This is a genomic window from Flagellimonas hadalis (assembly GCF_007785775.2).
GTDB lineage: Bacteria > Bacteroidota > Bacteroidia > Flavobacteriales > Flavobacteriaceae > Flagellimonas > Flagellimonas hadalis.
The window spans coordinates 115,763-139,521 of record NZ_VNIK02000002.1; the positions used below are offsets into that span (position 1 = coordinate 115,763).

The 23,759-nt window shown below is 47.2% G+C and carries 21 protein-coding genes; 5 read left to right on the plus strand and 16 right to left on the minus strand.

Annotated features, from left to right (window positions below; translation table 11 throughout):
* Positions 1-15: 15 nt before the first annotated feature.
* The 14 genes from FOT42_RS04630 to FOT42_RS04695 all read right to left on the minus strand — a co-directional run bounded on the left by FOT42_RS04630 (position 16) and on the right by FOT42_RS04695 (position 15,615).
* Positions 16-492: a GbsR/MarR family transcriptional regulator gene (locus FOT42_RS04630; RefSeq protein ID WP_151889416.1), complete on the minus strand. Its 477-nt coding sequence runs from the start codon at positions 490-492 to the stop codon at positions 16-18.
* Between the two features lie 303 nt (positions 493-795).
* Positions 796-1,815, minus strand: coding sequence for a phenylalanine--tRNA ligase subunit alpha (gene pheS / locus FOT42_RS04635; RefSeq protein ID WP_151889417.1), 1,020 nt, complete (start codon positions 1,813-1,815; stop codon positions 796-798).
* A 99-nt stretch (positions 1,816-1,914) separates the two neighbouring features.
* Positions 1,915-3,771 carry a SulP family inorganic anion transporter gene (locus tag FOT42_RS04640; protein WP_151889418.1) on the minus strand — a complete coding sequence of 619 codons (1,857 nt, stop codon included), beginning with the start codon at positions 3,769-3,771 and terminating at the stop codon, positions 1,915-1,917.
* A gap of 98 nt (positions 3,772-3,869) precedes the next feature.
* Positions 3,870-4,496: a carbonic anhydrase family protein gene (locus FOT42_RS04645; RefSeq protein WP_151889419.1), complete on the minus strand. Its 627-nt coding sequence runs from the start codon at positions 4,494-4,496 to the stop codon at positions 3,870-3,872.
* A gap of 9 nt (positions 4,497-4,505) precedes the next feature.
* Positions 4,506-6,089, minus strand: coding sequence for a SulP family inorganic anion transporter (locus tag FOT42_RS04650; protein ID WP_151889420.1), 1,584 nt, complete (start codon positions 6,087-6,089; stop codon positions 4,506-4,508).
* An 80-nt stretch (positions 6,090-6,169) separates the two neighbouring features.
* Complete coding sequence (locus FOT42_RS04655; RefSeq protein WP_151889421.1) at positions 6,170-6,481, minus strand: hypothetical protein; 312 nt, start codon at positions 6,479-6,481, stop codon at positions 6,170-6,172.
* A gap of 58 nt (positions 6,482-6,539) precedes the next feature.
* Complete coding sequence (locus FOT42_RS04660) at positions 6,540-7,298, minus strand: tetratricopeptide repeat protein (RefSeq protein WP_192938321.1); 759 nt, start codon at positions 7,296-7,298, stop codon at positions 6,540-6,542.
* A gap of 2 nt (positions 7,299-7,300) precedes the next feature.
* Positions 7,301-9,088, minus strand: coding sequence for a BatD family protein (locus FOT42_RS04665; RefSeq protein WP_151889423.1), 1,788 nt, complete (start codon positions 9,086-9,088; stop codon positions 7,301-7,303).
* Positions 9,088-9,975, minus strand: coding sequence for a tetratricopeptide repeat protein (locus tag FOT42_RS04670; protein ID WP_151889424.1), 888 nt, complete (start codon positions 9,973-9,975; stop codon positions 9,088-9,090). The genes FOT42_RS04665 and FOT42_RS04670 overlap by 1 nt, the downstream gene beginning before the upstream one ends.
* Positions 9,968-11,014 (minus strand): VWA domain-containing protein, encoded by a 1,047-nt coding sequence (locus FOT42_RS04675; protein WP_151889425.1) that lies wholly within the window; start codon positions 11,012-11,014, stop codon positions 9,968-9,970. The genes FOT42_RS04670 and FOT42_RS04675 overlap by 8 nt, the downstream gene beginning before the upstream one ends.
* A 3-nt stretch (positions 11,015-11,017) precedes the next feature.
* The gene (locus tag FOT42_RS04680) at positions 11,018-12,016 is read right to left on the minus strand and encodes a vWA domain-containing protein (protein WP_151889426.1); all 999 of its coding nucleotides are present in this window, start codon (positions 12,014-12,016) and stop codon (positions 11,018-11,020) included.
* Complete coding sequence (locus tag FOT42_RS04685) at positions 12,017-13,621, minus strand: BatD family protein (RefSeq protein WP_226789802.1); 1,605 nt, start codon at positions 13,619-13,621, stop codon at positions 12,017-12,019. It lies immediately after the preceding gene.
* Positions 13,622-13,677: 56 nt separating this feature from the next.
* On the minus strand, positions 13,678-14,544 hold the full coding sequence (locus FOT42_RS04690) for a DUF58 domain-containing protein (protein ID WP_151889428.1): 867 nt from the start codon (positions 14,542-14,544) through the stop codon (positions 13,678-13,680).
* A gap of 69 nt (positions 14,545-14,613) precedes the next feature.
* Positions 14,614-15,615, minus strand: coding sequence for an AAA family ATPase (locus FOT42_RS04695; protein WP_151889429.1), 1,002 nt, complete (start codon positions 15,613-15,615; stop codon positions 14,614-14,616).
* A gap of 158 nt (positions 15,616-15,773) precedes the next feature.
* On the opposite strand from FOT42_RS04695, the gene FOT42_RS04700 reads away from it, so the two are divergent.
* From FOT42_RS04700 to FOT42_RS04710, 3 genes are all read left to right on the plus strand, one after another.
* Positions 15,774-16,646 carry an aldo/keto reductase gene (locus FOT42_RS04700; protein ID WP_151889430.1) on the plus strand — a complete coding sequence of 291 codons (873 nt, stop codon included), beginning with the start codon at positions 15,774-15,776 and terminating at the stop codon, positions 16,644-16,646.
* 12 nt (positions 16,647-16,658) lie between these two features.
* Entirely contained in the window at positions 16,659-17,411 is a 753-nt protein-coding gene (locus FOT42_RS04705; RefSeq protein WP_151889431.1) for an SDR family NAD(P)-dependent oxidoreductase, read from the plus strand.
* Between the two features lie 222 nt (positions 17,412-17,633).
* Complete coding sequence (locus FOT42_RS04710) at positions 17,634-18,770, plus strand: ATP-binding protein (RefSeq protein ID WP_151889432.1); 1,137 nt, start codon at positions 17,634-17,636, stop codon at positions 18,768-18,770.
* Between the two features lie 171 nt (positions 18,771-18,941).
* On the opposite strand, the gene FOT42_RS04715 is transcribed toward FOT42_RS04710, so the two are convergent.
* Positions 18,942-20,870: an alpha-amylase family protein gene (locus FOT42_RS04715; protein WP_151889433.1), complete on the minus strand. Its 1,929-nt coding sequence runs from the start codon at positions 20,868-20,870 to the stop codon at positions 18,942-18,944.
* A complete protein-coding gene (locus FOT42_RS04720) occupies positions 20,871-21,815 on the minus strand; it encodes a carbohydrate kinase family protein (RefSeq protein ID WP_151889434.1) in 945 nt (314 codons plus the stop codon).
* Positions 21,816-21,972: 157 nt separating this feature from the next.
* Here FOT42_RS04720 and FOT42_RS04725 point away from each other — a divergent pair, with 157 nt between their 5' ends.
* Together FOT42_RS04725 and FOT42_RS04730 are read left to right on the plus strand one after the other, a co-directional pair.
* The gene (locus tag FOT42_RS04725; RefSeq protein ID WP_151889435.1) at positions 21,973-22,698 is read left to right on the plus strand and encodes a metallophosphoesterase family protein; all 726 of its coding nucleotides are present in this window, start codon (positions 21,973-21,975) and stop codon (positions 22,696-22,698) included.
* 54 nt (positions 22,699-22,752) lie between these two features.
* Positions 22,753-23,748, plus strand: coding sequence for an acyl-ACP desaturase (locus FOT42_RS04730; RefSeq protein ID WP_151889436.1), 996 nt, complete (start codon positions 22,753-22,755; stop codon positions 23,746-23,748).
* Positions 23,749-23,759 lie beyond the last annotated feature (11 nt).

Here is a 23,759-nt window from a genome sequence, read left to right on the forward strand (position 1 = left end):
TTGGACATTGGATTTTTAATCCAATATGATTTCAAGTTTTTTGATGGATTCTTTTAAAAGGGTCTCGTTCTTATGGATATAGTCAAGGTAAATGCTGGTTCTGGCCTTGCCCTCCTCAAATTTTTTTGGACTGTTTTTTTCATGGTAGCCCATTACCGAGGTGATGATTTTTTTTTCGTTTTCAAGGCGTTTCAGGTTTTCCTGTAATTTGGTAAGGAAGAATGTCTTTTTTTTGGCAAGGGTAAAATACCTTCTTCTGTCGCCCGGTTTGGTGAAATAGGTGACGATGCCCATGTTGAGCAGCAAGTTAAGGGAGGTTGATGTTGAACTTTTGCTGGCCCCACGTTTTTCGAGACAATCCTCAAAGGTCAATCCGTCCTCATTGGTCATGACCAAAATGGCATAGATTCGGGCTGCCAAAGGGGGAAGATTATGTTCACCTTCCAAGTGGAGCCCCAAGGTCTCTATCAACTCATCCTTCGTCTTTACCATATCTGATAATTTGAAGGCGCAAAATTAATATTGGTTCGGAACAAACAAAACCAAACGAACTTAAAGTTGTGTTAAAAGTTCAATGCTTGTTGCCAGATGTTGGATGCTAGAAAATGGACGATAGAAAATAGAAAAGAGATGTTTCTGGGCGCAGTTGTTCGATTACTTTGTTAATTTTCATTGGATTTAATATGGACTTGGGTAACTGCAAACTGCATCCTAAAAACCGGTTCCCAATTCCTGACCCCCGGTCCTTGGCTCCGAGCGATTTACTGGCAGCCGACTCAAGCAGGCATTTCGCGACTAAAGGGCGCTCTTGAACTGTTCCAAAAAGCGGACGTCGTTCTCGCTCAACAGTCTAATGTCAGAAATTTGGTGGAGGAGGAGCGCAATTCGATCTATGCCCATTCCAAAAGCGAACCCGGAATATACTTCGGGGTCGATACCGCAATTTTTGAGGACATTGGGGTCCACCATGCCACAACCCATGATTTCCAACCAACCGGTACCCTTGGTCATGCGATGGTCCGTTTCGGTCTCCAGTCCCCAATACACATCCACTTCAGCACTGGGTTCCGTAAAAGGAAAGTAGGATGGGCGCAGCCTGATCTTGGATTTCCCGAACATTTCAGATGTAAAGTACTGTAGGGTCTGCTTCAGATCGGCGAAGGAGACGTTCTTGTCCACATACAACCCTTCCACTTGGTGGAAAAAGCAGTGGGAGCGTGCCGAAATGGCCTCGTTCCGGTACACCCTTCCCGGGGAAATGGTACGGATGGGTGGTTTGTGGCTTTCCATGTATCGCACTTGTACGGAGGAGGTATGGGTACGCAAGAGGATATCGGGATCGGTCTGGATGAAAAAAGTATCCTGCATGTCGCGTGCCGGATGGTACTCGGGCAGGTTCAATGCCGTAAAATTATGCCAATCGTCCTCTATCTCAGGTCCTTCGGAAACATTGAACCCAATTCTGGAAAAGATGTCGATGATCTGGTTCTTTACGATGGAGATAGGATGTCTTGCCCCGATTTCAATGGGCTCCCCGGGTCGGGTGAGATCACCAAATTTACCTTCGGGCTCCACTTGGTTTTCCAAGGCTTCCTTGAGGGTGTTTACCTTTTCGGTCGCTGCACTCTTCAATTGGTTGATGACCTGCCCAAATTCTTTCTTTTCCCCGTTGGGCACATTTTTGAACTCGGCAAAGAAGGTGTTCAACAAGCCTTTTTTCCCCAAATATTTGATTCGGAAAGTTTCAATTTCATCGCTTGAGGTGGAAGAGAATTTTTCTACTTCGGCCAAGTGTTCCTTTATGGTCTCGATCATGTTTAGTGCTATTGGCGGACAAATTTAGCAAATTGTACCTGAATAAATGGGCAATGGACAAATGTACTGTCCTTACATCAAAAAAATCAAAGGTGGTGGTCAGGTGTCAAGGCGTTCTTTACGGCCGCCCAACCAATTCATGCACAATTTGAAATTGTCAAAAACATGCTCGTTCGGGATCAGACCTGGAACGATATCTATTTTTTGCATCATATATTTTGGCTGCTCCAAAATCTTTACCAACAACACGGTGATCTGTTTTCGTTTCAAGGCATGGAGCACTTCCTCCATGGCATACAGGCCCGATTGGTCCATATAGGGCATGCGGCCCATCCTAATGATGACGATGGTTGCATTCTTTGGGATTTGGTCGGCCAATTCTTGAAATTCATTGGTGGAACCGAAGAAAAGTGGGCCATTGATATGTTTTATGAATACCTCGTCCCTCAATTTTTTTGGAATGTCTTTTTCATCGGGCCAAATTTCTTCATTCAAAGAAGTCACATTTGATCTTTTGGCGGTAATGTCACCAATTTTTTTCATGAACATCAACGAGGCCATGATCAGACCGATCCCTACGGCATAGACGAGGTTCCAAACCGAGGAAAGCACCATGACCACCAGCATCACAATGACCTCAGAACTTAATCTGATGGGCCCGAGGGTAATGTCTTTGGGCATATTGGGAATGGCCTTTAGCCCTTTATAATCCATAACGCCGATCCCAACGGTGACGAGAAGTCCCGCCAATACTGCTGCGGGAATTTGTGAGGCGACAGGCCCCAACGCAAGTAGGATGACCAACAAGAGCAAGCCTGCAATCATGCCCGAAAGCCTTGTTTTCCCCCCGGAATTGATGTTCACCACTGTTCGTATGGTGGCACCCGCACCGGGAATTCCGCCGAACAGGGCTGCTACGCTGTTCCCGATTCCCTGTCCCATCAATTCTTTGTTGGGGTTATGTTTGGTCTGGGTCATATTGTCCGCAACCACGGATGTAAGTAGGGAATCAATGGCCCCGAGCAGGGCCAAGGTGAGTGCGGTAAAGAAATAGGGTGCAATGGCCCCGAGATTGAACTGGGTGAAAATTTCCAAACGGGGAACAGGAAGACCACTGGGGATCTGTTCTATGGGGCGATAGTCCAGACCAAGGGCATAGGCAAGACCGGATACGACCACCAAAGCGACCAAGGTACTGGGCACAGCGGTGGTGATGCGTTTAAACCCATACACTATGAGAATGGTACCCAAAGCCAGTGCCAGTTCCAACCAATCAATATTAGTGAGGGCCCTAGGCAATACCTTGAAAGTGCCGATGACCCCAGAGGCATGCTTTCCTGCCAAACCCTTTGCCTCTTTGTCCATGTCATCGGCAGTGATGTTCCCGGCCCTGTTGATGGTTTCTTCAAAATCTTCAAGGACCAGAATGCCCTTTTCGGTTTCCTCCCTGAGAATGCGGGTCAAGATATTCTCTTCTGCCTTGGGTTTGAAACTGTTTACATAGGAGGTGTCTTCCTTGGGGTAATAACCAATGGCGGGGAGTATTTGGGTGATGAGTATAATGACCCCAATGGCGGTCATAAATCCAGAGACGACAGGATAAGGGATATATTTAATGTATTTTCCCAGACCGATGAGTCCAAGGCCAATTTGCATAAGTCCCGCCAGTAAAAAAACGGTCAGAATGGCCGGGAGGGCTCGATTGATATCTCCATTGTTGAGGGCCAGGATACCTGAGATCATCACCATGCTCACTGCGGTCATGGGAGCAGTTGGTCCAGAAATTTGTGTGTTGGTGCCTCCAAAAAGAGCGGCAAAAAAACCGATGAAAATGGCGCCATACAATCCTGCACTTGGGCCCAGTCCCGAACTTACCCCGAAGGCAAGCGCCAAGGGCAGCGCAACAATCCCTGCAGTGATTCCACCAAAAAGATCTCCTTTAAAATGTTTGAACATGGCTTTCGGTTGTGAGGGTGAAGGTAACAATTCTGGAATAAAAAAAGGGTCGAAGGATTTGATAACCCTTCGACCCTTTGTATGTATGGAACGGTATTTTACAAAAAGACCACCTTGCCATCAGAGAGGTCATACATGGCCCCGACGATGGCTATCTGCTCCTCATCCTCCATTTCTTTTAGGATAGGACTTTGCGATCTAATGTTGTCCAAGGTCATTTCTACGTTCTTTACTGCGACCGCATCCACAAACTCCAAGTTTTTGGAATTTCTCAATGACTCGTCCTTTGGTTCTTTGACAGCATCTACCGCAGGCTCAATCTTGTTGATCAATGTGGTGAGGTTGCCAAGGCGGGCGTGGTCACAAGCACCTTTTACTGCCCCACAGCTGGTGTGGCCCAAGACCACGATCAGTTTTGTGCCGGCCAATTTGCAGGCAAACTCCATACTTCCCAGAATATCCTCGTTGACAAAGTTGCCAGCAATTCTTATACTGAAAATATCTCCAAGTCCTTGATCGAAGACCAGCTCTGCAGACACCCTTGAATCGATACAACTAAGGATGGTGGCAAAGGGAAACTGTCCATCCTTGGTTTCGTTGACCTGTTGCAACAGGTTTCTATTGGCCTTTAGGTTATTTTGGAAACGCTCATTGCCTTCCTTCAAAAATTGGATCGCCTTTTTGGGCGTCATAGTGGCCTGTGTTTCTAGTGTATGTGTTTTCATATTTTTATCTTATGCCGTTTGTTTCGGTCTTAGGTTGAAAAATTTGATGTAACTCTCTGGGTTCTCGACCACACCTCTTTCAGAAATCAGTTTTATGTTGATGTTCTTGCTCTTGGCCTTGCCCGAGAAATCTTCCAAGATCTCAATGATGTCGTTATCAAGATATCTGGTCTTGCGGACATCCAGTTCCAGATAGGAATTTTCTGGAAGGCGATCCAGCTCTTTCAGGATGGCCCCCTTGTTGATGAAGGTCACCTCTTCCGCAAGGGTCATTTTGATCATGTTCTCCCCATTGCCTTTATCCTCGATATGCAGGAAGTGCGAATTTTGGTAACTCTTGATCAGGATCACCACGATACCAACCGCCAGACCCAAGGCAATACCGATGAGAAGGTCGGTAAAGACAAGGCCCACCACGGTGACTATAAAAGGAACGAATTGTTTCCATCCCAATTGGTACATGGTCTTGAACAGGCTGGGCTTGGCCAGTTTGAAACCGACGATGAACAGCACAGCGGCAAGTACGGACAAGGGAATCATGTTGAGCAGTCTGGGAATCAACAACACAGAAATCAGCAATAAAAAGCCATGCACAATGGCCGCCAATTTGGTGCGGCCACCCGACTGGATGTTGGCCGAGCTACGCACGATCACCTGTGTAATGGGCAATCCACCAAGTAGGCCGGATATTGAATTTCCAACGCCTTGTGCGAACAATTCCCTGTTGGCAGGCGTGGTCCTTTTGTAGGGATCCAATTTATCAGTGGCCTCAACACACAACAGCGTCTCCAAACTGGCCACCAATGCAATGGTAAAGGCCGTGATCCAAATTTCAGGGTTGCCGATAACGGAAAAATTAGGGAACTGGAACAGGCTTCCAAAATTGGCGAAGCTTTCCAGGACAGGCACCTGTACAAGATGTTCCGGAGAAATCCCCCAGTTGGAATTCCCTTGGGTAAATATAAAGTAAAGAATGCCCAGTACCACAGCCACCAAAGGGCCTTGGATCAACTGGAATATTTTTGATTTTTTCGTCAGCACCTTGTCCCATAGAATAAGAATGGCAAGTGCAATAACAGCGATCAATGTAGCTCCGGGGCTTATATTGTTCAGTGCTACAAGGATTTCACTAAAAGTGTTTTCACCATCGACCTGGAAAAAGGCCTGATCCCCTTCTGGGTCGGCATCATAGCCAAAAAAGTGGGGAATCTGTTTTAAGATAATGATGATTCCTATCCCGGTAAGCATACCTTTGATCACGGATGAGGGGAAATAATAGGCGATGATACCTCCTTTGAGGACACCGAACAGGATTTGTATGATGCCGCCCAGTACAACCGCTACCAAAAAGTTTTCAAAGCCTCCCAAGGTACCTATGGCAGTGAGCACAATGGCGGCAAGTCCAGCTGCGGGACCACTGACCCCCAATTGGGACCCACTCAATGCGCCTACAACTATACCCCCTACAATCCCAGCAATCAGACCGGAAAAGAGAGGGGCTCCACTGGCCAAGGCAATGCCCAAACAGAGCGGCAATGCCACAAAGAAGACCACAACACTGGCCGGCAAGTCATTTTTGATATACTTGAACATAATTAAAAAAGTTTTGCCTTCAAGCGCTTTTTGGATTGAAGACAGTTAGAAAATTGATTTGAATGTGAATGTTTCAGGGACTAAACCAATTCCCTAGGGGGAGGGTCAAGAATCTCAACGGTGTGTTCCATAACTTGGAATATGTACCGCAACGAGCTTAAATTTTGCTCTTGTTTGAAGGAAGGGTCGACTGAGAAAAAATTGCGGAACACGAAGAACTTGCCGTCAAAGTTTTTGCAGCTTGCTGTTTCGTGGCTGTTGTTCTCCTCTTCTGAGGCCCCAAGTATAAGTGCAGTGCTGTATTCCCTGCCCAGAAGCGGGACAAAGGGGGATGCCATCAAAATGGAAACGAGCATCACCGATACAAAAGGGAGAGCCAATAGTTTCAGCACTATACTTTAATTTTTCCCAAAAATAAGGCGAACTCCCCGATATTTTGTTAAAGAATGTCTAAAAGTCCTTGATGTGTTTGATGTTTTCGCCCAAAAGCCAGCCAGTTTGGCCGTCGGCAATCCTTATTTTCTCCCAACCATCAAGTTCCTCCAATACATTTACCTTGGTGCCTTCATGCAGGGAGAAGATGGTTTCACTGCTCCCATTGGGTTCGGAAGACACCCTGACTTCCTTGCTGAACACAATGGCCGGATTGTCTTTTCTATACTGTTCGTGTTGGAGATAGGACATCAAAATACTCAATAGACCAAGTGTCAATGAGAAAATTCCCGTGATCAAGGAAATACGCTTTTGGTTGGCCGAACGAAGGAAATAATAGGCGAGATAGGCTAGGACAAAAAACAACACCAGTGTCACGGCAATGTAGGCCCATTGATCGGAAGTGAACAGATTGATGACTTTATCATAGGCCTGGGCAATCTCGGTCTTTGGAACTTCTTCTATGGCATCCAACCTCATGTTCTGGGCATAGCCCAAATTGTTTTTTATCTCACTGTCATTGGGAGACAACAGTAGGGCCTTCTCATAATAGTAGATGCTGGGACCGATGGCATTGGTCTTGTAATAGCAATTGCCCAAATTGAAATAGACGGCCGCCGAATGTTGGCCACTCTCCAAGATCTGCTCATAGTTTTCTATGGCCTTGGTGTATTCCCCCTTATTGTACAATTCTGTTGCTTCCGAGAACAGGGTCTCATTTTGGGAGAATCCAAGGGACATGGATAACAGGCCTATCAAAAAAAAGATCTTTTTCATGCTCATAGCTGTTTGTCCAATTTAGAAATCACCTCACTGGCCTTATCGTAATCGTTCTGCATCTGCACATTGGAAAACGGACTGTATCGGGCCATCTCACAGTTTTTCAAAAGCTCGATAAAGGCATTGATGTCCTCCACGGCAACTCCTTTCTTCGTTAGGATATCGGTTATCTTTTCCTTGCTGAATTCCGAGGTCTCTATTTTCAGTTTGGCCTTCAAGTAGTTGTGCAGCCCTTTTTCCAAGGCAACGTAGAAAGCTTCTTTGTTGCCCAATTCCTTTTTGGCCGTGGATAGGTATTTTTTCGCCAACCTATTGGCCTGTTTTATCTTATTGCCCACTACGTCACTGGCAATGGCCTCTCTTTTCTTGAAGAAGAAGATGGCAATGGGGATAAGTAAAAGAGGAATGAAAAGCAGAAGAAAGAAAGTTCGCGAGCCCAAAAAATAGCTGACTTTCTTCGGTCTTAGATCAGGGTCAAGTTTTATAAAATGGAACTGTTTGCCCGTGGCCACTACGGCTTGTTTGTTGACTGACGGTCCAGGAACCGCATTGCCAGAGGAGGCCATGGGGCCCTCCAACACCTCAATGTTGATCTCTTCCGAGTGCAGCGTTACATATTTTTCCGTTTCGGGGTTGAAATAACTGAAAGAGATGCTTGGAATTGGATACTTGCCTCTAAAGGAAGGAACTATGGTGTAGTTGTTGGACACTTTGCCCTCCATTCCCGAACTATAGGTCTGGATGTTCTCTTCATGCTCCGGGTCATAGACTTCCAAGGAACTGGGCAGTTCGGGCTCGGGCAGTTGGAACAACTTGAGGTTCCCCTTTCCTGAGACCTCCACGGTTGCCTGTAACGATTCGGAGGCATTCAATTCTTTTTTGCTGGTGGTCACCGAAAAACCGAAATCACCTACGGCACCGCCAAAGTCTGCTGGTTTTCCTGCTTCTGGGAGGGGCTTAACATTCAAGGTCCTTCTCCCGGCAGAAACCGTTTTGGTGGTCTGGGTATATATCCTGCCCCCAAAGAAATCACGTTTGTTGGTGGGCACGTCCACAAAAATTTCCAAGGAAAGGGGCTCTATTTCCAATTCCCCAGATCTTTGCGGGTAGAGCACTACCCTTTTCAGTACAACAAACCTATAGGGTTTGCCCTCATAGGTGCCGTTTTGGGCCGTGTGCTTGGTAACGGGAATATCCTGGCTCCAGAAATTGTTGTACGTGGGGTTGTCCAACGGGCGGTAGTTGGTCACACTGATATTTGGGCTAACATACAATTTGTAGACCACGGTTACGGCCTCGTTCAGGTATGGGTTGCCCTTGGAGACTTCCGCTACCAGGTGAAGACTTTCGTCTGCGACGTCGTCCACGGTCTTTTGGTCATTGGGTTTGTCCACAGCAGCGGTGACCTCGACTTCCTTGGGTAAGGTTTTGTAGGTTTGCCCACCAATCTCTATGGTTGCCTGTCCAATGGTAAAGTTGCCCCTTCCCGTGGGCATTAAAATATAGGTATAGGTTTTGGAAAAACTACGTTTTCCGTTTATCCAAGAAGAACTGATGGATTGTGAGGGGCCCATGACCACATTGAAACCATCAAAGGGAGGAGGTGTAAAATTGTCGCCGTCCTTGTTCATGGTAAAATCTACCCTGAGCCGTTCGTTGATCCCCAATTTTTCCTTGCTGAGTGCCATATCGAAAGCGACCCCTTCCTCTTCTTGGGCATGGACAAAGTGGCCCCAAAAAAGGACTGCAATCCATAAAAACACAATGTTGCCCCTCAACGCCTTCATCACCAATCCTTTTCGTTCCTGATTTTTTTACCCCGGACCTTTCTGGCCTCCATTTTTTCCTGTACTTTTTTCTCTTCGTTCTCCATGGCCTCCAAGAGGTTCTGGATCTGTTGTTCGGAGAGTTGGTTGGGTCGGGGCTGTTGTTTTTGCTCATTGGGCTGGTCACCCTCGTTGGGCTTTTTCTCCTGTTCCTTTTTCTTGTCCCCGTCCCCTTCTTGGTTCTCCTCGGGTTTGTTCTCTCCCTTATCCCCTTCGTCGCCCTTGTCCTTGTTCTCGTCCTGTTTTCCTTCGTCGTTTTTCTCGTTGTCGCCCCCTTCGTTGTTCTGGTCCTTGTTCTGATCTTGTTCTTGATCCTTCTGGTCCTGTTTGTCCTCGTTGTCCTTGTTCTGGTCGTTCTTTTGCTCGTCTTGTTGTTTTTCAAGCATTTTTTTTGCCAGGGCAAGGTTGTAACGGGTCTCGTCGTCATCCGGATTGCTACGAAGGGCCTGTTTGTAGGCCTCAACGGCCTTTTCATATTCCTTGTTCTTCATGAACACATTGCCCATATTATGGTAGGCCTTGTGTTTTTCAGGTTTTTCGGTTGCCGCTTCACCTGCCTGTTTGAACCGTCCAAAGGCTTCCCCGTAACTTTCACGGTTATAGTAGGCATTGCCCAGATTAAAGGGTGCCGCTACGTTCTGCTTGCTTTTGGAGATGGCCTTCCTGTACTTGGCCTCCGAGTTGACAAAATCGTTGGCGGTAAGTTCGTTGTTGGCCTCCCACGTGATGTTGGTGGATGACCGAAGAGCTTTTTCAGCTTCCTTGTTCTCTTTTTCAGTTGTCTCGTCCTGTGCCTGTACAAAACCAAAACAAAGCAGCAGGACAAACATCAATCTTATCTTATTCATCGTCATGTTCATTAAAAAGATTCAGTTTTTTCAGCCATTGTGTTTTTCTGTCCAAAACGAAGATGTCCAAAAATAAAAATAAAAAGCCAGCAGCAAGAAACCATTGGAACTGGTCCTTATATTCTGCAAATTGCTTAGCTTCAAACTCGGTCTTGTCCATCCGGTCCAACTGTTCCTTGATGTATTCCACAGCTTTTTCGGTACTGGAGCCATCAATATACTCCCCATTGCCCCTTTCGGCAATTTCGATGAGGATGGGTTCGTTCAATTTGGTGATGACCACTTCCCCCTCATTGTCTTTTTTAAGACTTTCCACAATTCCGTTTCTTTTGATCGGAATCGGGGCTCCTTTTTCCTTCCCTACGCCAATGGTAAAGATGCGTATGCCGTTTTGTGTGGCCTTCTCCACTGCTGCTGCCGTGGAACTTTCGGAATGGTCTTCCCCGTCGGAAACGATAAAAAGGATCCTGTTGGTCTGTTGGGTATCATCATAATAGGTGCTGGCCAGATCTATGGCGGCGTCTATGGCGGTTCCCTGGGAGGATAACATGTCGGTGTTCATGCTCTGCAGGAACATTTTTGCCGCACCGTAGTCCGTGGTGATGGGAAGTTGCGGATAGGCCTGGCCCGCGTACGCGATGATACCGATACGGTCACTGGCCAATTGGTTGATGATCTCCGATACGATGCGTTTCCCTTTTTCCAATCGGTTGGGGGCAATATCTTCGGCCAACATACTTTTGGAAACGTCCAGGGCAAAGACAATGTCCACCCCTTCCCGTTTCACGGTCTCCAGTTTGGTGCCGATCTTGGGATTGACGAGTCCGAGCACAAGGAACGAAAGCCCGAGCAAAAGAAAGATCAGTTTTAGGGTAGATTTAAAACTGGACCTGTCCGGGGCCAAACGCTTCAACAGTTTGGAGTCTGCAAATCGGCGTTGTGTCTTTTTCTTCCAGATTTGGAGCATAAGGAAAGCCAGGACCATTACGGGAACAATGGCCAACAGATAGAAATATATTTTTTCGTCGAACTGAATCATTTCCTAAATAAAACTTTTAAACACGGAATTGCGCAATACCCATTCCAACAACAGCAAAGCCCCTGCCAAAAATATCAATGGCCGGAACTTCTCATCATACTTGTAATATTTGAACTCCTCTATCTCCGTTTTTTCCAATTTGTTGATCTCGTCATAGATTTCCCCCAAGGATTCGTTGTCGGTGGCACGGAAATATTTTCCGCCGGTGACTTCTGCGATTTCCTTTAGGAGGCCCTCATCTATTTCCACCTTTTGCATTCCATATCTAAATGAACCATCTCGGGTGTATCCAATGGGCGTCAACGCATTTCCGTTGGTGCCCAGCCCGATGGTATAGGTCTTTATGTCAAATTCCGTGGCAAGGTCAGCGGCTGTTTTGGGTTCAATGAACCCGGAATTGTTCACCCCATCGGTCAATAAAATGATGACCTTGCTGATGGCCTTGCTTTCCTTCAGGCGGTTTACCGCGGTGGCAAGCCCCATCCCGATGGCGGTCCCATCTTCCAACTCACCATAGGTGATTTCGTTGAGCGCGTTCAGGACGATGGCCTTATCGCTGGTGATCGGGGTCTTGGTATAGCTTTCCCCGGCGTAGCCCACGATGCCGATGCGGTCGTTGGGGCGCTGTTCGATAAAGTCGGCAGCCACCTCTTTCAGGGCAGTAAGACGGTTGGGTTTCAGGTCGCGGGCCAGCATACTTGATGATACGTCTATGGCCATGACAATGTCGATGCCCTTTGTGGTCTTGGTCTTGGTCGAAATATCCTCGGTCTGTGGTCGTGCCAATGCAGTGATGATGGCCGCCAAGGTCAAGATGCGCAAAATAAAAAGTATGGGCTTGGCCTTTGAGGCCCAACTGCTGATGGTGAATCCTTTGATGCTTGAAATGCGAAGGGAGGCGGTTTCCTTTTTCCGTTTGAAAAAATACCATAGCAAAGCCAATGGCAGCAACAGGAGCAGCCAGAAAAATTCAGGATTTGCAAATTCTATATTCTCAAACATTTATGCCTGTGTTTTTACGTCCAAACTGTTCAGTATTCGGTCCACGATCTGTTCCGCATATTCGTCCCCCTCTTCCCATGTGATGATTACCTGCTGCATGAAGCCCTTTCCGCCAAAGGAAAGGATATTGTACTTGGCCCTTTTGGAATCACCGGTCGTCGGGTTTTCAAAAGTTCCCGTTCCATAGGTTTTGATACCCTTGACACCCGAAGTGGTTGTAAATTCTTCCTGTTTGGTGATGATGTTTTTCAGGCCCAGTTGTTCAAAACCGGTCAAAACGGAACCTACCGCAGTCTCAAAATCGGGATCGGACTGCTCCTTATAGGTCACGGAACTGGCGCTTACCGAAAAAATGCCCACATAACTGCCATACGAAAAGGCCTGTAGTTCTTTGATGAGCTCTTGGGTCTCTTTGGGCAGCTCCACCTCCTGTCGGACCAGTACGTCCGGTGTTTCCAGTTCAATCGGAGGGAAACCGTAGGAACTCGATACCCACTCGTTTTCCAGAAGTTCTTTGGTGGGATAGCCAAAAACAGTGTCCTTGACTTGTTTGAAACCAAAATAGACCACCGAGAAAACACCTCCGAGAAACAATATCCCGATGAAGATGGCAGCGGCCCAATAGATGCGTTTCCGTTGTTTTTTCTTGGCCAGTTCATCCAAATACTCCTCGTTCCGCAAGAGTTCTTCCTCAGTGGGTTCGGGGATGGCTTCGTGGGTCTTTACCACGATGTGTTCCACCAGTTTTCTGTCCTGTTCCGCAACGGAGGTTGCCGGTTTTGATTTGGCGAACTTCACCAAATCGGCCGTTTCCAGAATCTGTTGGAACTGTTTGATGGTGTCGTCGTCCAGCTTGAGCTCACCGGCGTCCTTCAACAGTTCCAGTTTGGCGATCAACTGCCCGGTGGTACTTTCCATGGCGGTCACATGTACCTCGTCTTCCAGATACGAACGCACAATATCGGTAAGCTCGGAGTAATATTCTTTGTATTGGTCTTGGATGAGGTATTTGGAGTTTTCCAGGTTTTTAAGTTCCAATAACGCCCGGTCATAAGGGGGCAGCAAGGCCACTTTTTCTTCCTCGGTCAAAGGTTTCTTCCTTAGGAAGAACCAATAGACCAGCCCACCGACTATGATAAGTCCCAATAGCACCCAGAGCACTATTTTTAGGAGCTTGGCACGACTGCGCTCCACTTGGATAAGGGGCTTGATGTCGTACATCTTTTGCTTGGTGGTGTCCACGGCCACATCTGCCACTTTGATGCGGAAGGAATCCGTGAAAAATTGTTTCTCGTTGACGGTGACAATTTGTGGGGGCACGGTGTACGCGCCGCTGTCAAATTGGGTCAGGGCATAGATCCGCTGCAGGGTGACCCTGTTTTTGTTCTTTATGGTATCGCCTATGATGGCTTCCACGGTTTCCAATGGGGAGAAGGACTGTCCTTCGGGGAAATGGACCACATTGGTGGAATCCGTTTCAACAGTAATCTTATAATGGATCTGTTCCCCAATTTTGATGGAAAGGGTGTCCACCTCCGTGGAGATTTTGGGTTCCGTTTGGGAAAAACCTATGTTGGGCAAAAGAAAAAGACACAGCAGTGTCATCAACACAAATGGTGTTGGGACATTTTGAATTTTCAATTTTGAATTTTCAACTTGCATTATCCCCTTCGTTTAAAATATCCCAATAGTTTTTTTACGTAGCTTTCATCCACCCGACAATTGATGACCCCGCAGCCCGATTTGGTAAACGAATCCATAAAATAGGCCACCTTTTGTTTGTGGAATTCGCCATAGGCGTAGCGTACTTTTTTGGATTGGGTGTTCACCAGTTGCAGGGTCCCGGTCTCCGCATCCTGCATCTGCACCATGCCCAGATTGGGGATGGATTCTTCCTTTTCGTCAAATATTCGGATGCCGGTCACGTCATGTTTGTTGCCCACAATTCGCAGCGTGTTGTCATAATCATCGGCAATGAAATCCGAGAGTACGAAGACAATGGCTTTTTTCTTCATCACATTGGTGAGGAACTTCAAGGCCTCTGCAATGTTGGTCCTGCTGCTCTTTGGGGTGAATTCCAACAGTTCCCGGATGATCCGCAAAACATGGCTCTTTCCTTTTTTGGGCGGGATGTAGAGTTCCACTTCATCGGAAAAAAGGATGACGCCCACTTTGTCGTTGTTTTGCATGGCCGAGAAGGCAAGTGTGGCAGAGATTTCCGTGATGACCTCTTTCTTGAACTGATCGGCGGTGCCAAAAAGCTCCGATCCGCTCACGTCCACCATCAGCATCATGGTAAGTTCCCTTTCTTCTTCAAATACCTTAACAAAAGGTTCGTTGTACCGGGCTGTCACGTTCCAGTCAATGCTCCTTACATCGTCCCCGAACTGGTATTGCCGTACCTCGCTGAAAGTCATTCCCCTACCTTTGAACGTAGAATGGTATTCCCCACCAAAAATATGGTCGGAAAGACGCCGGGTCTTTATTTCAATCTTACGTACTTTTTTAAGTAGTTCTTTTGTATCCATTTGGTTCAAGAGATAGGTTTTCGGGTTGGCTAAAAAGTATTGCTACTTCGACCGAGAAACATTGAACCGTTACGGCACTTCTACCTCGTTAACAATCTTGTTGATGATCTCTTCGGAAGTGATGTTTTCCGCTTCGGCCTCGTAAGTGATCCCGATCCTGTGGCGGAGAACGTCGTGCACCACGGCCCGTACATCCTCTGGCACCACGTAGCCCCTTCGCTTGATGAAGGCATAGCATTTGGAGGCATTGGCCAAATTGATACTTCCCCTTGGCGAAGCACCAAAACTGATCAGGGGTTTGAGGTCCCCCAAGTTATATTTTTCTGGATACCTGGTGGCAAAGATGAGATCCAGGATGTATTTTTCTATTTTTTCGTCCATGTAGACCTCGCGGACCGCATCCTGTGCGCTCAAGATCTGTTTAAGGGACACAACGGGCTTTACTTCCTCGATGTCACCCCGGAGGTTTTGTCTGATGATGAGCTGCTCCTCGTTGAGTTTTGGATAGTCGATCACGGTCTTCAACATGAAACGGTCCACCTGTGCTTCGGGAAGGGGGTAGGTACCTTCCTGCTCCACAGGGTTCTGGGTGGCCATGACCAAAAAGGGAGGCGCCAGTTTAAAGGTCTCGTCCCCAATGGTGACCTGCTTTTCCTGCATGGCCTCAAGAAGGGCGGACTGTACTTTGGCGGGTGCACGGTTGATCTCGTCCGCCAATACGAAATTGGCAAAAATGGGCCCTTTCTTGATGGAAAAATCATTTTCCTTGATGTTGTATATGAGCGTCCCGACCACATCGGCGGGCAAAAGATCGGGAGTAAACTGAATCCGACTGAAACTTCCCTTGACGGCTTTGGCCAAAGTGTTGATGGCCAATGTCTTTGCGAGTCCGGGAACCCCTTCGAGCAGGATGTGTCCCTTTCCCAACAGGCCGATGAGCAAACGCTCCACCATGTGGTTCTGGCCCACAATGGCCTTGTTCATCTCAACCTTTAGAAGATCAATAAAAGCACTCTCTTGGGCAATTTTCTCATTCACAGCACTAATATCGATAGTAGTGTTTTCTTCCATTATAACTTCTATTGTTAGGTATTACTGTCAGTGATTTTACTAGGGTGTGCAAAATGAAAATTTATTTAAAATCCACCTGTTAATTAATGGTTAAAATAAAAGGTAAACCCCTAGTTTTATGAAGGATTTAAGGGTTTAATTTTATACTTTCATCCCATATGCGAAAGATAGACAAATTTTCCAGAATCGTATCTGGAACCATGACATGGGGAAGTTGGGGCAAGAAACTTTCCCAAAAAGAAATGGTGGAATTGATGCACCATTGTATCGAAAACGGATTGACCACCTTTGACCACGCCGACATTTATGGGAGTTATTCCACCGAAGCGGATTTTGGCAACGCCTTTGCCGATAGTGGGATAAAAAGGGAGGACATCCAATTGGTCTCCAAGTGTGGCATCCAGTTGACCCGGGGTAGGGACAACAAGATCAACCATTACCAATACGATAAGGATTACATCATCTGGTCGGCCGAGCAAAGCCTGAAAAAGCTCCAAACGGAATATTTGGATTTGCTGCTTTTGCATCGCCCAAGTCCATTGATGGAACCTTTTGAAATGGCCGAAGCGCTTCAGCAATTGATCGATAGCGGAAAGGTAAAACAAGTTGGGGTTTCCAACTTTACGCCCTCGCAAGTGGCTCTATTGGAAAAGGCCATTCCGGTTACCGCAAACCAAGTGGAATTTTCACTGACGCATGATGAACCCATGTACGACGGGACCTTTGACGATTGCATTGCCAACAAAAGATTGGCGATGGCATGGAGCCCTTTGGGTAATTTCTTTCGGGAAAAGAATGATCGGACAAAACGCATCAAAAAGGTGATGGGGCCATTGATGGAAAAATATGGGGCAGATGAAAGCCAATTGCTTCTGGCCTGGATTTTAAGGCATCCGGCCAACATCTATCCGGTGATAGGGACCACGAGCAAAGAAAGGATAACCCTCTCGGCAAAAGCCGCGGAGATGAAACTGGAACTTCAGGATTGGTTTGCCCTTTTGGTGGCCAGCCAAGGGCATGATGTTCCTTAAAGAGCAAAAGAGATGACAACAACAGCATTGATCACTGGGGCCACCAGTGGCATAGGCAGGGCAACGGCCGAACTTTTTGCAAAGCAAGGGTTCAACCTTGTTCTGTGTGGTCGCAGGAAGGAACGATTGGATGAGATCAAGAAAGACTTGGAAAAATGGACGGGGGTGCACCTTCTCCATTTTGATGTAAGGGACCGAAAAGCAGTTTTTGCTGCCATTGAAGGACTGCCCATGGGGTATTCCCAAATCGATATTTTAGTGAACAATGCGGGAAATGCCCATGGATTGGACCCTATTGACAAGGGAAACCCGGATGATTGGGACGCCATGTTGGACATCAATGTGAAAGGACTGCTGTACATGTCAAAGGCCATATTGCCAAAGATGGTGGAGCGAAAATCAGGGCATATCATCAACATTGGATCTATAGCGGGGAAGGAGGTCTATCCGAACGGGAACGTGTATTGTGCCAGTAAGCACGCCGTGGATGCCATCAACCAAGGCATGCGCATAGACCTGAACGCACATGGTATCCGTGTGGGTGCTGTGAACCCAGGTTTGGTGGAGACCGAGTTCAGTGATGTGAGGTTCAAAGGGGACACCGAACGTGCCTCAAATGTGTACCGAGGCTATCAACCCCTAAAACCGGAGGACATTGCGGACATCATTCTTTTTATGGTGACACGGCCCTACCATGTCAACATTGCAGATCTGACAGTCTTTCCCACGGCCCAAGCAAGCGGCACAATTGTGAACAAAGCATAGTTGCGGGATTTGTGTTTCGGGTTTAACGTTTGAAACAAGCAAGATGAACAGTTTTGAAGACTTGGAAATATATGGCTAGACCGGGTTTTTTCAAAGACCATCATAGAAGGCAAAAAAATAGGGGCATTTATGGCATATCTCAAGAAATCTAAAAGAAAAGGGGCAAAATATGATTAAAAAACAAGCTTTTTGCCCTCAACGCGAATCTCGAAACCTGATGTCATGATCAACAAACGCCTACTGGTAAAAAATCTTTTAGCGCATAATGATGAGAACAGTTTTTATGACAAAAAGCGTTTTATATCCATAGGTGAAAAGGAGGGAAAGGCAAAATTTCTAAAGCATGTCTGTGCCTTGGCCAACAGCAATCCCAAGAACAATTCCTTCATCGTGATAGGCGTGGAGGATGCAGACAATGATATCGTCGGGGTCGATTTCTTTGATGACAGCAAGATCCAAAACCTGGTCAATGCCTATCTGGACAATCCCCCCATTATTTCCTACGAGAACATCCCGTTCCCACACCTGCCCGAAGGGAAAGTGGTCGGCTTGGTCACCATCCGTTCCAACGGAAAGGTCTGTGCCCTTCGGAAAAACATCTGGAAATACTATGGAGGTTCGGTATTCTTCAGGGAAGGGAGCATCAGCCTTCCCAAGGCTTATGGCATAGAGTTGAAGGACATCAATTCCGAAAAGGTCGCGACCATTGAGCAACATGCCAGGAACAACATAGAACTCACCTTGGATGCCGTGATCAATTTCATGAATACCCGTCACCCCGACCTTACCAGCAATTACAAGGTCTTTAAGGAACAGTTCGTGGTCTGCTGGGCAGGCATCAAAAAGAAAATAAAGAACAAGACCTATTATTCCCGAGTGGACATTGAGCTCATCAATGAGCAGGTGAAACTGTTTTATTCCGCTTTGGATGAAATTACCATCGACTATGACAATGATTCCTTTGCCACTTTGGAGTATGTCCAACTGGGACTGGGGTCCGAACAGAAATATTATCCTTTGGAAGAAATGGTGATCACATTTTCGGAGAACGGAAAATATACCATCAACAGCAAGCTGGTCTTTGAGCCGCCACAGTACGATAAGAAAACGCTCTACCATGTGTACAACACCAACAATGCGCTCTTGAAAAAAGTGGAGAACAGGATTCCCTTGACCGAATCGGAACAGCGGGACCTGACCCATCTTCCCGCCACCTATCTCATCTGCTATCTGAATGGTTTTGAAGAGGCCAAGGAGCAGATGGACCGTTCCAGGCCCATCCTAAAGTCCTATGACAGTGGCATCTATCAATCCCTGAAAGAATCGCAACGCGTACTGAGGAAGGTTCGGTACAGCTAAATGAATTGAAAGTGAACTGTTGAGCGGATGTCAGGTCGAGCCTGCCTTTGTCGGCAGACAGGCGCAGTCGAGACCTTTTCACAAATAAATCATTTTATAAGGACTTCTCGACTTCGCTCGAAGTGACAAGTTGGATTTATTGTTTGAAATACTTGTAAGGAATTATAAAACTTAGCCCCTTTTTAACCAGATCATTTGATAGGGCAAGATTTCCAATAGTCCACTTTTCACGGAGATTTGCTGGTCCGACACCAGATCTAGAGGTTCACCTTTGGTGAAATAGCCCATTTTTTTGATCCACCCCGTTTCGATCACTTGGGGCTTTTCGTCAAAATTGCAAAGGACCAATAACCCTTGCTTGCTTTCATTGCTCCGCCCAAAGGCAAGGATGTGGTCGTTGCCCGTATGGTACAGTTCCAGATCATTGTTGTCCGCGAACAACGGATTTTCCTTCCGGATCTGGATCAGTTTCTGTAAAGCATGGAAAATCCGGGATTGTGGCGAAGGTTCTTTCCCTATGCGTGAAATGGTTTCCCAATCCTGTTGCGGTCGGTTCACCCATCGGCTGTCTCCTTTTTTGGCATCATCATTTCGGAAGGAATAATCGTTGAGGGTACCGATCTCATCCCCGGCATAGATCAATGGAATGCCCCCAAAGGCAAAAGTGATGCCATGCAGCATAATGATTTTGGCAATAGATTGATCGATGAGTTCCTTATCCTTCAGCAAGATGCCCTTTTCCAATCCCAAAAGTGATGCCGCACTCCCCGTGATGCGCCCATCGCCCGTTTTTGGGTTGTACATGAAAAGCAACCCCATGGCCGGCGACCAGTCCAGTTTTTGGCAATAGTAGTCCAACAAAAACTTACGGTGGAGTTCGGGCGACCAGCCCAGTTCCCATATCAACTGGTTCTCATAGCCCAGCCCAATATCGTCATGGCAGCGGATGTAGTTGATCCAAGTGCAGTCTTTTGGTTTTTCGGGGACGTGCGCCAGGCTTTTGTAGAGCAGATTGGTTTTCTTGGTGGCAATGGAGTTCCAGAGCAGGGCCATCAACGAGGCATTATAGGCCACTTCACATTCATTGCCCAGTGTTTGTCCCTGTCCAAAATACTTTACGATATCCGTTGGGGCCACAATGGCCTCGGCCAAAAGGATAACACCGGGAGCGACCACTTGGAGGCACATCCGGAACAAGGAAACAAGGGCATGGGCCTCGGGAAGGTTTTGGGAGATGGATCCTATCTTCTTCCAAAGGAAGGCCAGCGCATCAAACCGCACCACATCCACACCCATGTCCGCCAACTTTGCCAAATTGATGAGCATTTCCAAAAACACTTCCGGATTGGTGTAGTTGAGGTCCCATTGGTAGCTGTTGAAGACCGTCATTACCCATTTTTCCATTTCGGGAATGTAGGTAAAGTTGCCCGGAGAGGTTTCCGGGAACACCTCAGGTAGGGTCTTTTCAAATTCATCCGGAATGGTGCGGTCGTCAAACGTATAGTAGTATCCCTGGTATTTTTTATCGCCCTTGATGGCTTTTTTGGCCCATGGGAATTCGTTGGAAGTGTGGTTCACCACAAAATCCAACATCAAATAGATGCCCTCCTTTCTGAATTCGGAGGTGAGTGCGAGCAGGTCCTCCTTGGTTCCATATCTTTTGTCCACCTGAAGATAGCTGTTCACGGCATAGCCCCCATCATTTTCGCCCATGGGTCTGGAGGTGATGGGCATCAGGTGCAGAAAGTTCACCCCCAATTCTTTCAGATAAGGGATTTTTTGGCGCAGCCCGTTCAGGTCTTTGTTGAAATGCTCCACATACATCTGCATGCCCAACATTTTTTCGGATTGGTACCAGTTCCCGGCGTTCAATCGGAGAAGGTCCTGTTCCTTCAGGTCTGTTGGCCTGGAAGCAAACAGTTTGGGAAGTAGGTCCAGCAGTTTTTTGAAATGTGCTTGGTGTTGATTTTCAGGATAAAGTGAAAAAAACAACTGTTGTATAAGGGTCAGGTTGGTGGCCAATCGAAGTTCGAAGAGCGCTGTGCCATCCTTTTCCTTTGACTGTTGGGCCACGAGCCGATGTAACTGAGCCTGGTTCATTTAGATTCCGATCTGGTCTTTTGTGGGAAGGGCGGCGATGGCGCCGTAGTTGGTCGTGGTAATGGCCCCGGCCACATTGGCTTTGGCGACCATCTTTTCCAAAAGTGCAAAGTCTTCAAAAACGGGATCAAAATTGCCAAGGCCCGAAATCTGGTACAGCAGGCAACCGATAAAAGCATCCCCGGCCCCAGTGGTATCAACAGGGGAAACCTCGATGCTCGGGATGGTTTTTTTGGTCCCACCCATGCTCAGCAGGGTCCCTTCCTTGCCCATGGTGACGGTAATGATCTTGGTTCCCACGTCATGGAGCACGTCGCAGGCCTCGCTTGGGTCGGTTTTTCCAGACAAGAGCTGTGCTTCCTCCAGGCTGAATTTGCACAAATGCGATTTTTCAATGAAGGGCGTACACTTTTTTATAAAAGTGTCCTCGTCCCCTCTCCAGAGATCTCCCCTAAAATTGGGATCAAAGCTGATGAACATTTCCTTGGTGAGCGCATCGAATAGGTATTTGCCATAGGCCTTTTCCAACGAACCGCCCAAAAGCGCGGTGGCAGCACCCAGATGAAGGATATTGCCGTGGAGGATTTTCCGAAGGGTGGGGTCATATTCCAGTGCTTTGTCTGCTCCCCGACAGAACACAAAATCGCGTTCCCCGTCCTCGGCCAGAGACACAAAGGCAAGTGTAGTAAATGTTTTGGACCGTTGTGCCAAAGAGATATCGACCCCCTCTTTTTTAAGGACATCCAAAAGAAATGTTCCGAAGGGGTCGTTGCCCACACAGCCCAGAAAAATGCCCCGGCCACCCAACTTGGCAATGGCGCAGGCCACATTGGCCGGAGCTCCACCCGCTTTCTTCGTAAAATCCGTGGCTTTGGAAAGGTCGTTCCCCTGTTTTTCAGCAACAAAATCAATCAACAGTTCGCCGACACAGAATACTTTTTTCATAGTTCTCGAAATATCCTAAGGTACATAGAAAATCATACCACGACCAAAAATGGATGTCCCTTTTTTTGAGGGAAATGCTTTGGATCGGTTGATAAACTTTGCCTTAATTTCATAGGTGCCCGATCATTTGTGTGTAATATTGCGAAAAACTTTTTTTATGCGCACGCTGGTTGTGGGAGATGTCCATTCCGGGATAAGGGCCTTGGAACAACTCATGGACAGGGCCAATGTTTCACCGGAGGACCACATTATTTTTTTGGGAGATTATGTAGATGGCTGGAGCACGGCCGTTGAGACCATCGATTTTTTGATACAGATAAAGGACACACACAATTGTACCTTCATACGGGGCAACCACGATGAGCTTTGTAGGGAATGGCTCCTTACCCAAAGGGAAAATCCACAATGGCTCGCACATGGCGGAACGGCCACCCGGCAGTCGTATTTGGACGCCAATAAGGATAAGTGGGCACTTCATCTGGATTTTTACGCAGGGTTGGAGAACTATCATCTGGCCAATGACAACCGATTGTATCTCCATGCTGGCTACACCAACCTCAAGGGCATCGATTTTGAATATTTTGAACAATCCTTCTACTGGGACCGAACCTTGTGGGAATTGGCAACGGCGCTGAGCCCCGATTTGGAACCCACAGACCCTAGATTCCCCAAACGATTGACCCACTACAAAGAAGTCTTCATTGGGCATACCCCCATTTCCAAGATCAAAGCGGTTCCCCCGCAGAATGCAGCCAATGTCTGGAACGTGGATACAGGCGCCGCGTTCATGGGCAAGCTGACCATGATGGATGCCAACACCAAGGAATTTTGGCAAAGCGATCCCGTCCATACGTTTTATCCCGGCGAGCGGGGAAGAAATTAGCATTATTCCATCCATAATAGAATTTTAATCGAGACCTTTGTAAAAAGCAGCTATATGTCGATTAAAAATGTACGATTGGAGGTGATGCAGGCCATAGAACCTAAGGTTGAGGGGTTTATGGAAGAATTTTTGGTACCCATTGAGAAAATATGGCAACCTACCGACTTTTTGCCGGATTCCCAGAGTGATGATTTTTTTGATCAAGTGGAGCAGATCCGTGGCGAAGCGAAGGAACTCGGCTATGATTTTTGGGTGACCCTCGTGGCAGATACCATTACCGAAGAAGCACTTCCCACTTATGAATCCTGGTTGATGGATGTTGAAGGAATAGATCAACACAGTGGAAAGGACAATGGATGGAGCAAATGGGTAAGGGCGTGGACCGCCGAAGAGAACAGGCACGGGGATGTGCTGAACAAATACCTTTACCTGTCCGGGCGCGTGAACATGCGTGAGGTGGAGATCACCACCCAGCACTTGATCGCTGATGGTTTTGATATTGGAACGGACAGGGACCCCTACAAGAACTTCGTTTATACCACTTTTCAGGAACTGGCCACCAACATTTCACATAAACGGGTCGGAAAAATGGCGAGGCAGAAAGGCAATGGATTGTTGGCAAAGATGTGCACCATCATTGCAGGGGACGAAATGCGGCACCATTTGGCCTATCGCGAGTTTGTAAAGACCATTATGGGTCAGGACCCGGATGGTATGGTACTTGCCTTTGCCGATATGATGAAGAAAAAAATTGTGATGCCTGCCCACTTTTTGAGGGAATCAGGGGGAAGTATCGGTGAAGCTTTCGAGCAGTTCTCCAACTGTGCACAACGATTGGGGGTCTATACGGCCCAAGACTATATCGAAATTTTGAAAAAGCTGAACGATTATTGGGAAATAGGACAATTGGGCGGACTCACCGATCAAGCGGAAAAGGCCAGGGATTACCTGATGAAACTCCCCGATAGATTGCAGCGCATAGCCGAACGGATGCAGTTTTCCCAAAAGCAGCAGACCTTCAAATGGGTCGAGGCCAATGGAATGATATAGAAAGACTGGTC

Coding starts and splice junctions, on each gene's coding strand:
- FOT42_RS04645 (WP_151889419.1), bottom strand. CDS start 4,496: ATGAAAACACATACACTAGAAACACAGGCCACTATGACGCCCAAAAAG.
- FOT42_RS04690 (WP_151889428.1), bottom strand. CDS start 14,544: ATGGATACAAAAGAACTACTTAAAAAAGTACGTAAGATTGAAATAAAG.
- FOT42_RS04730 (WP_151889436.1), top strand. CDS start 22,753: ATGTCGATTAAAAATGTACGATTGGAGGTGATGCAGGCCATAGAACCT.
- FOT42_RS04715 (WP_151889433.1), bottom strand. CDS start 20,870: ATGAACCAGGCTCAGTTACATCGGCTCGTGGCCCAACAGTCAAAGGAA.
- FOT42_RS04660 (WP_192938321.1), bottom strand. CDS start 7,298: ATGAAAAAGATCTTTTTTTTGATAGGCCTGTTATCCATGTCCCTTGGA.
- FOT42_RS04695 (WP_151889429.1), bottom strand. CDS start 15,615: ATGGAAGAAAACACTACTATCGATATTAGTGCTGTGAATGAGAAAATT.
- FOT42_RS04725 (WP_151889435.1), top strand. CDS start 21,973: ATGCGCACGCTGGTTGTGGGAGATGTCCATTCCGGGATAAGGGCCTTG.
- FOT42_RS04705 (WP_151889431.1), top strand. CDS start 16,659: ATGACAACAACAGCATTGATCACTGGGGCCACCAGTGGCATAGGCAGG.
- FOT42_RS04630 (WP_151889416.1), bottom strand. CDS start 492: ATGGTAAAGACGAAGGATGAGTTGATAGAGACCTTGGGGCTCCACTTG.
- FOT42_RS04665 (WP_151889423.1), bottom strand. CDS start 9,088: ATGAAGGCGTTGAGGGGCAACATTGTGTTTTTATGGATTGCAGTCCTT.
- FOT42_RS04710 (WP_151889432.1), top strand. CDS start 17,634: ATGATCAACAAACGCCTACTGGTAAAAAATCTTTTAGCGCATAATGAT.
- pheS (WP_151889417.1), bottom strand. CDS start 1,815: ATGATCGAGACCATAAAGGAACACTTGGCCGAAGTAGAAAAATTCTCT.
- FOT42_RS04670 (WP_151889424.1), bottom strand. CDS start 9,975: ATGAATAAGATAAGATTGATGTTTGTCCTGCTGCTTTGTTTTGGTTTT.
- FOT42_RS04700 (WP_151889430.1), top strand. CDS start 15,774: ATGCGAAAGATAGACAAATTTTCCAGAATCGTATCTGGAACCATGACA.
- FOT42_RS04680 (WP_151889426.1), bottom strand. CDS start 12,016: ATGTTTGAGAATATAGAATTTGCAAATCCTGAATTTTTCTGGCTGCTC.
- FOT42_RS04720 (WP_151889434.1), bottom strand. CDS start 21,815: ATGAAAAAAGTATTCTGTGTCGGCGAACTGTTGATTGATTTTGTTGCT.
- FOT42_RS04675 (WP_151889425.1), bottom strand. CDS start 11,014: ATGATTCAGTTCGACGAAAAAATATATTTCTATCTGTTGGCCATTGTT.
- FOT42_RS04685 (WP_226789802.1), bottom strand. CDS start 13,621: ATGACACTGCTGTGTCTTTTTCTTTTGCCCAACATAGGTTTTTCCCAA.
- FOT42_RS04650 (WP_151889420.1), bottom strand. CDS start 6,089: ATGTTCAAGTATATCAAAAATGACTTGCCGGCCAGTGTTGTGGTCTTC.
- FOT42_RS04640 (WP_151889418.1), bottom strand. CDS start 3,771: ATGTTCAAACATTTTAAAGGAGATCTTTTTGGTGGAATCACTGCAGGG.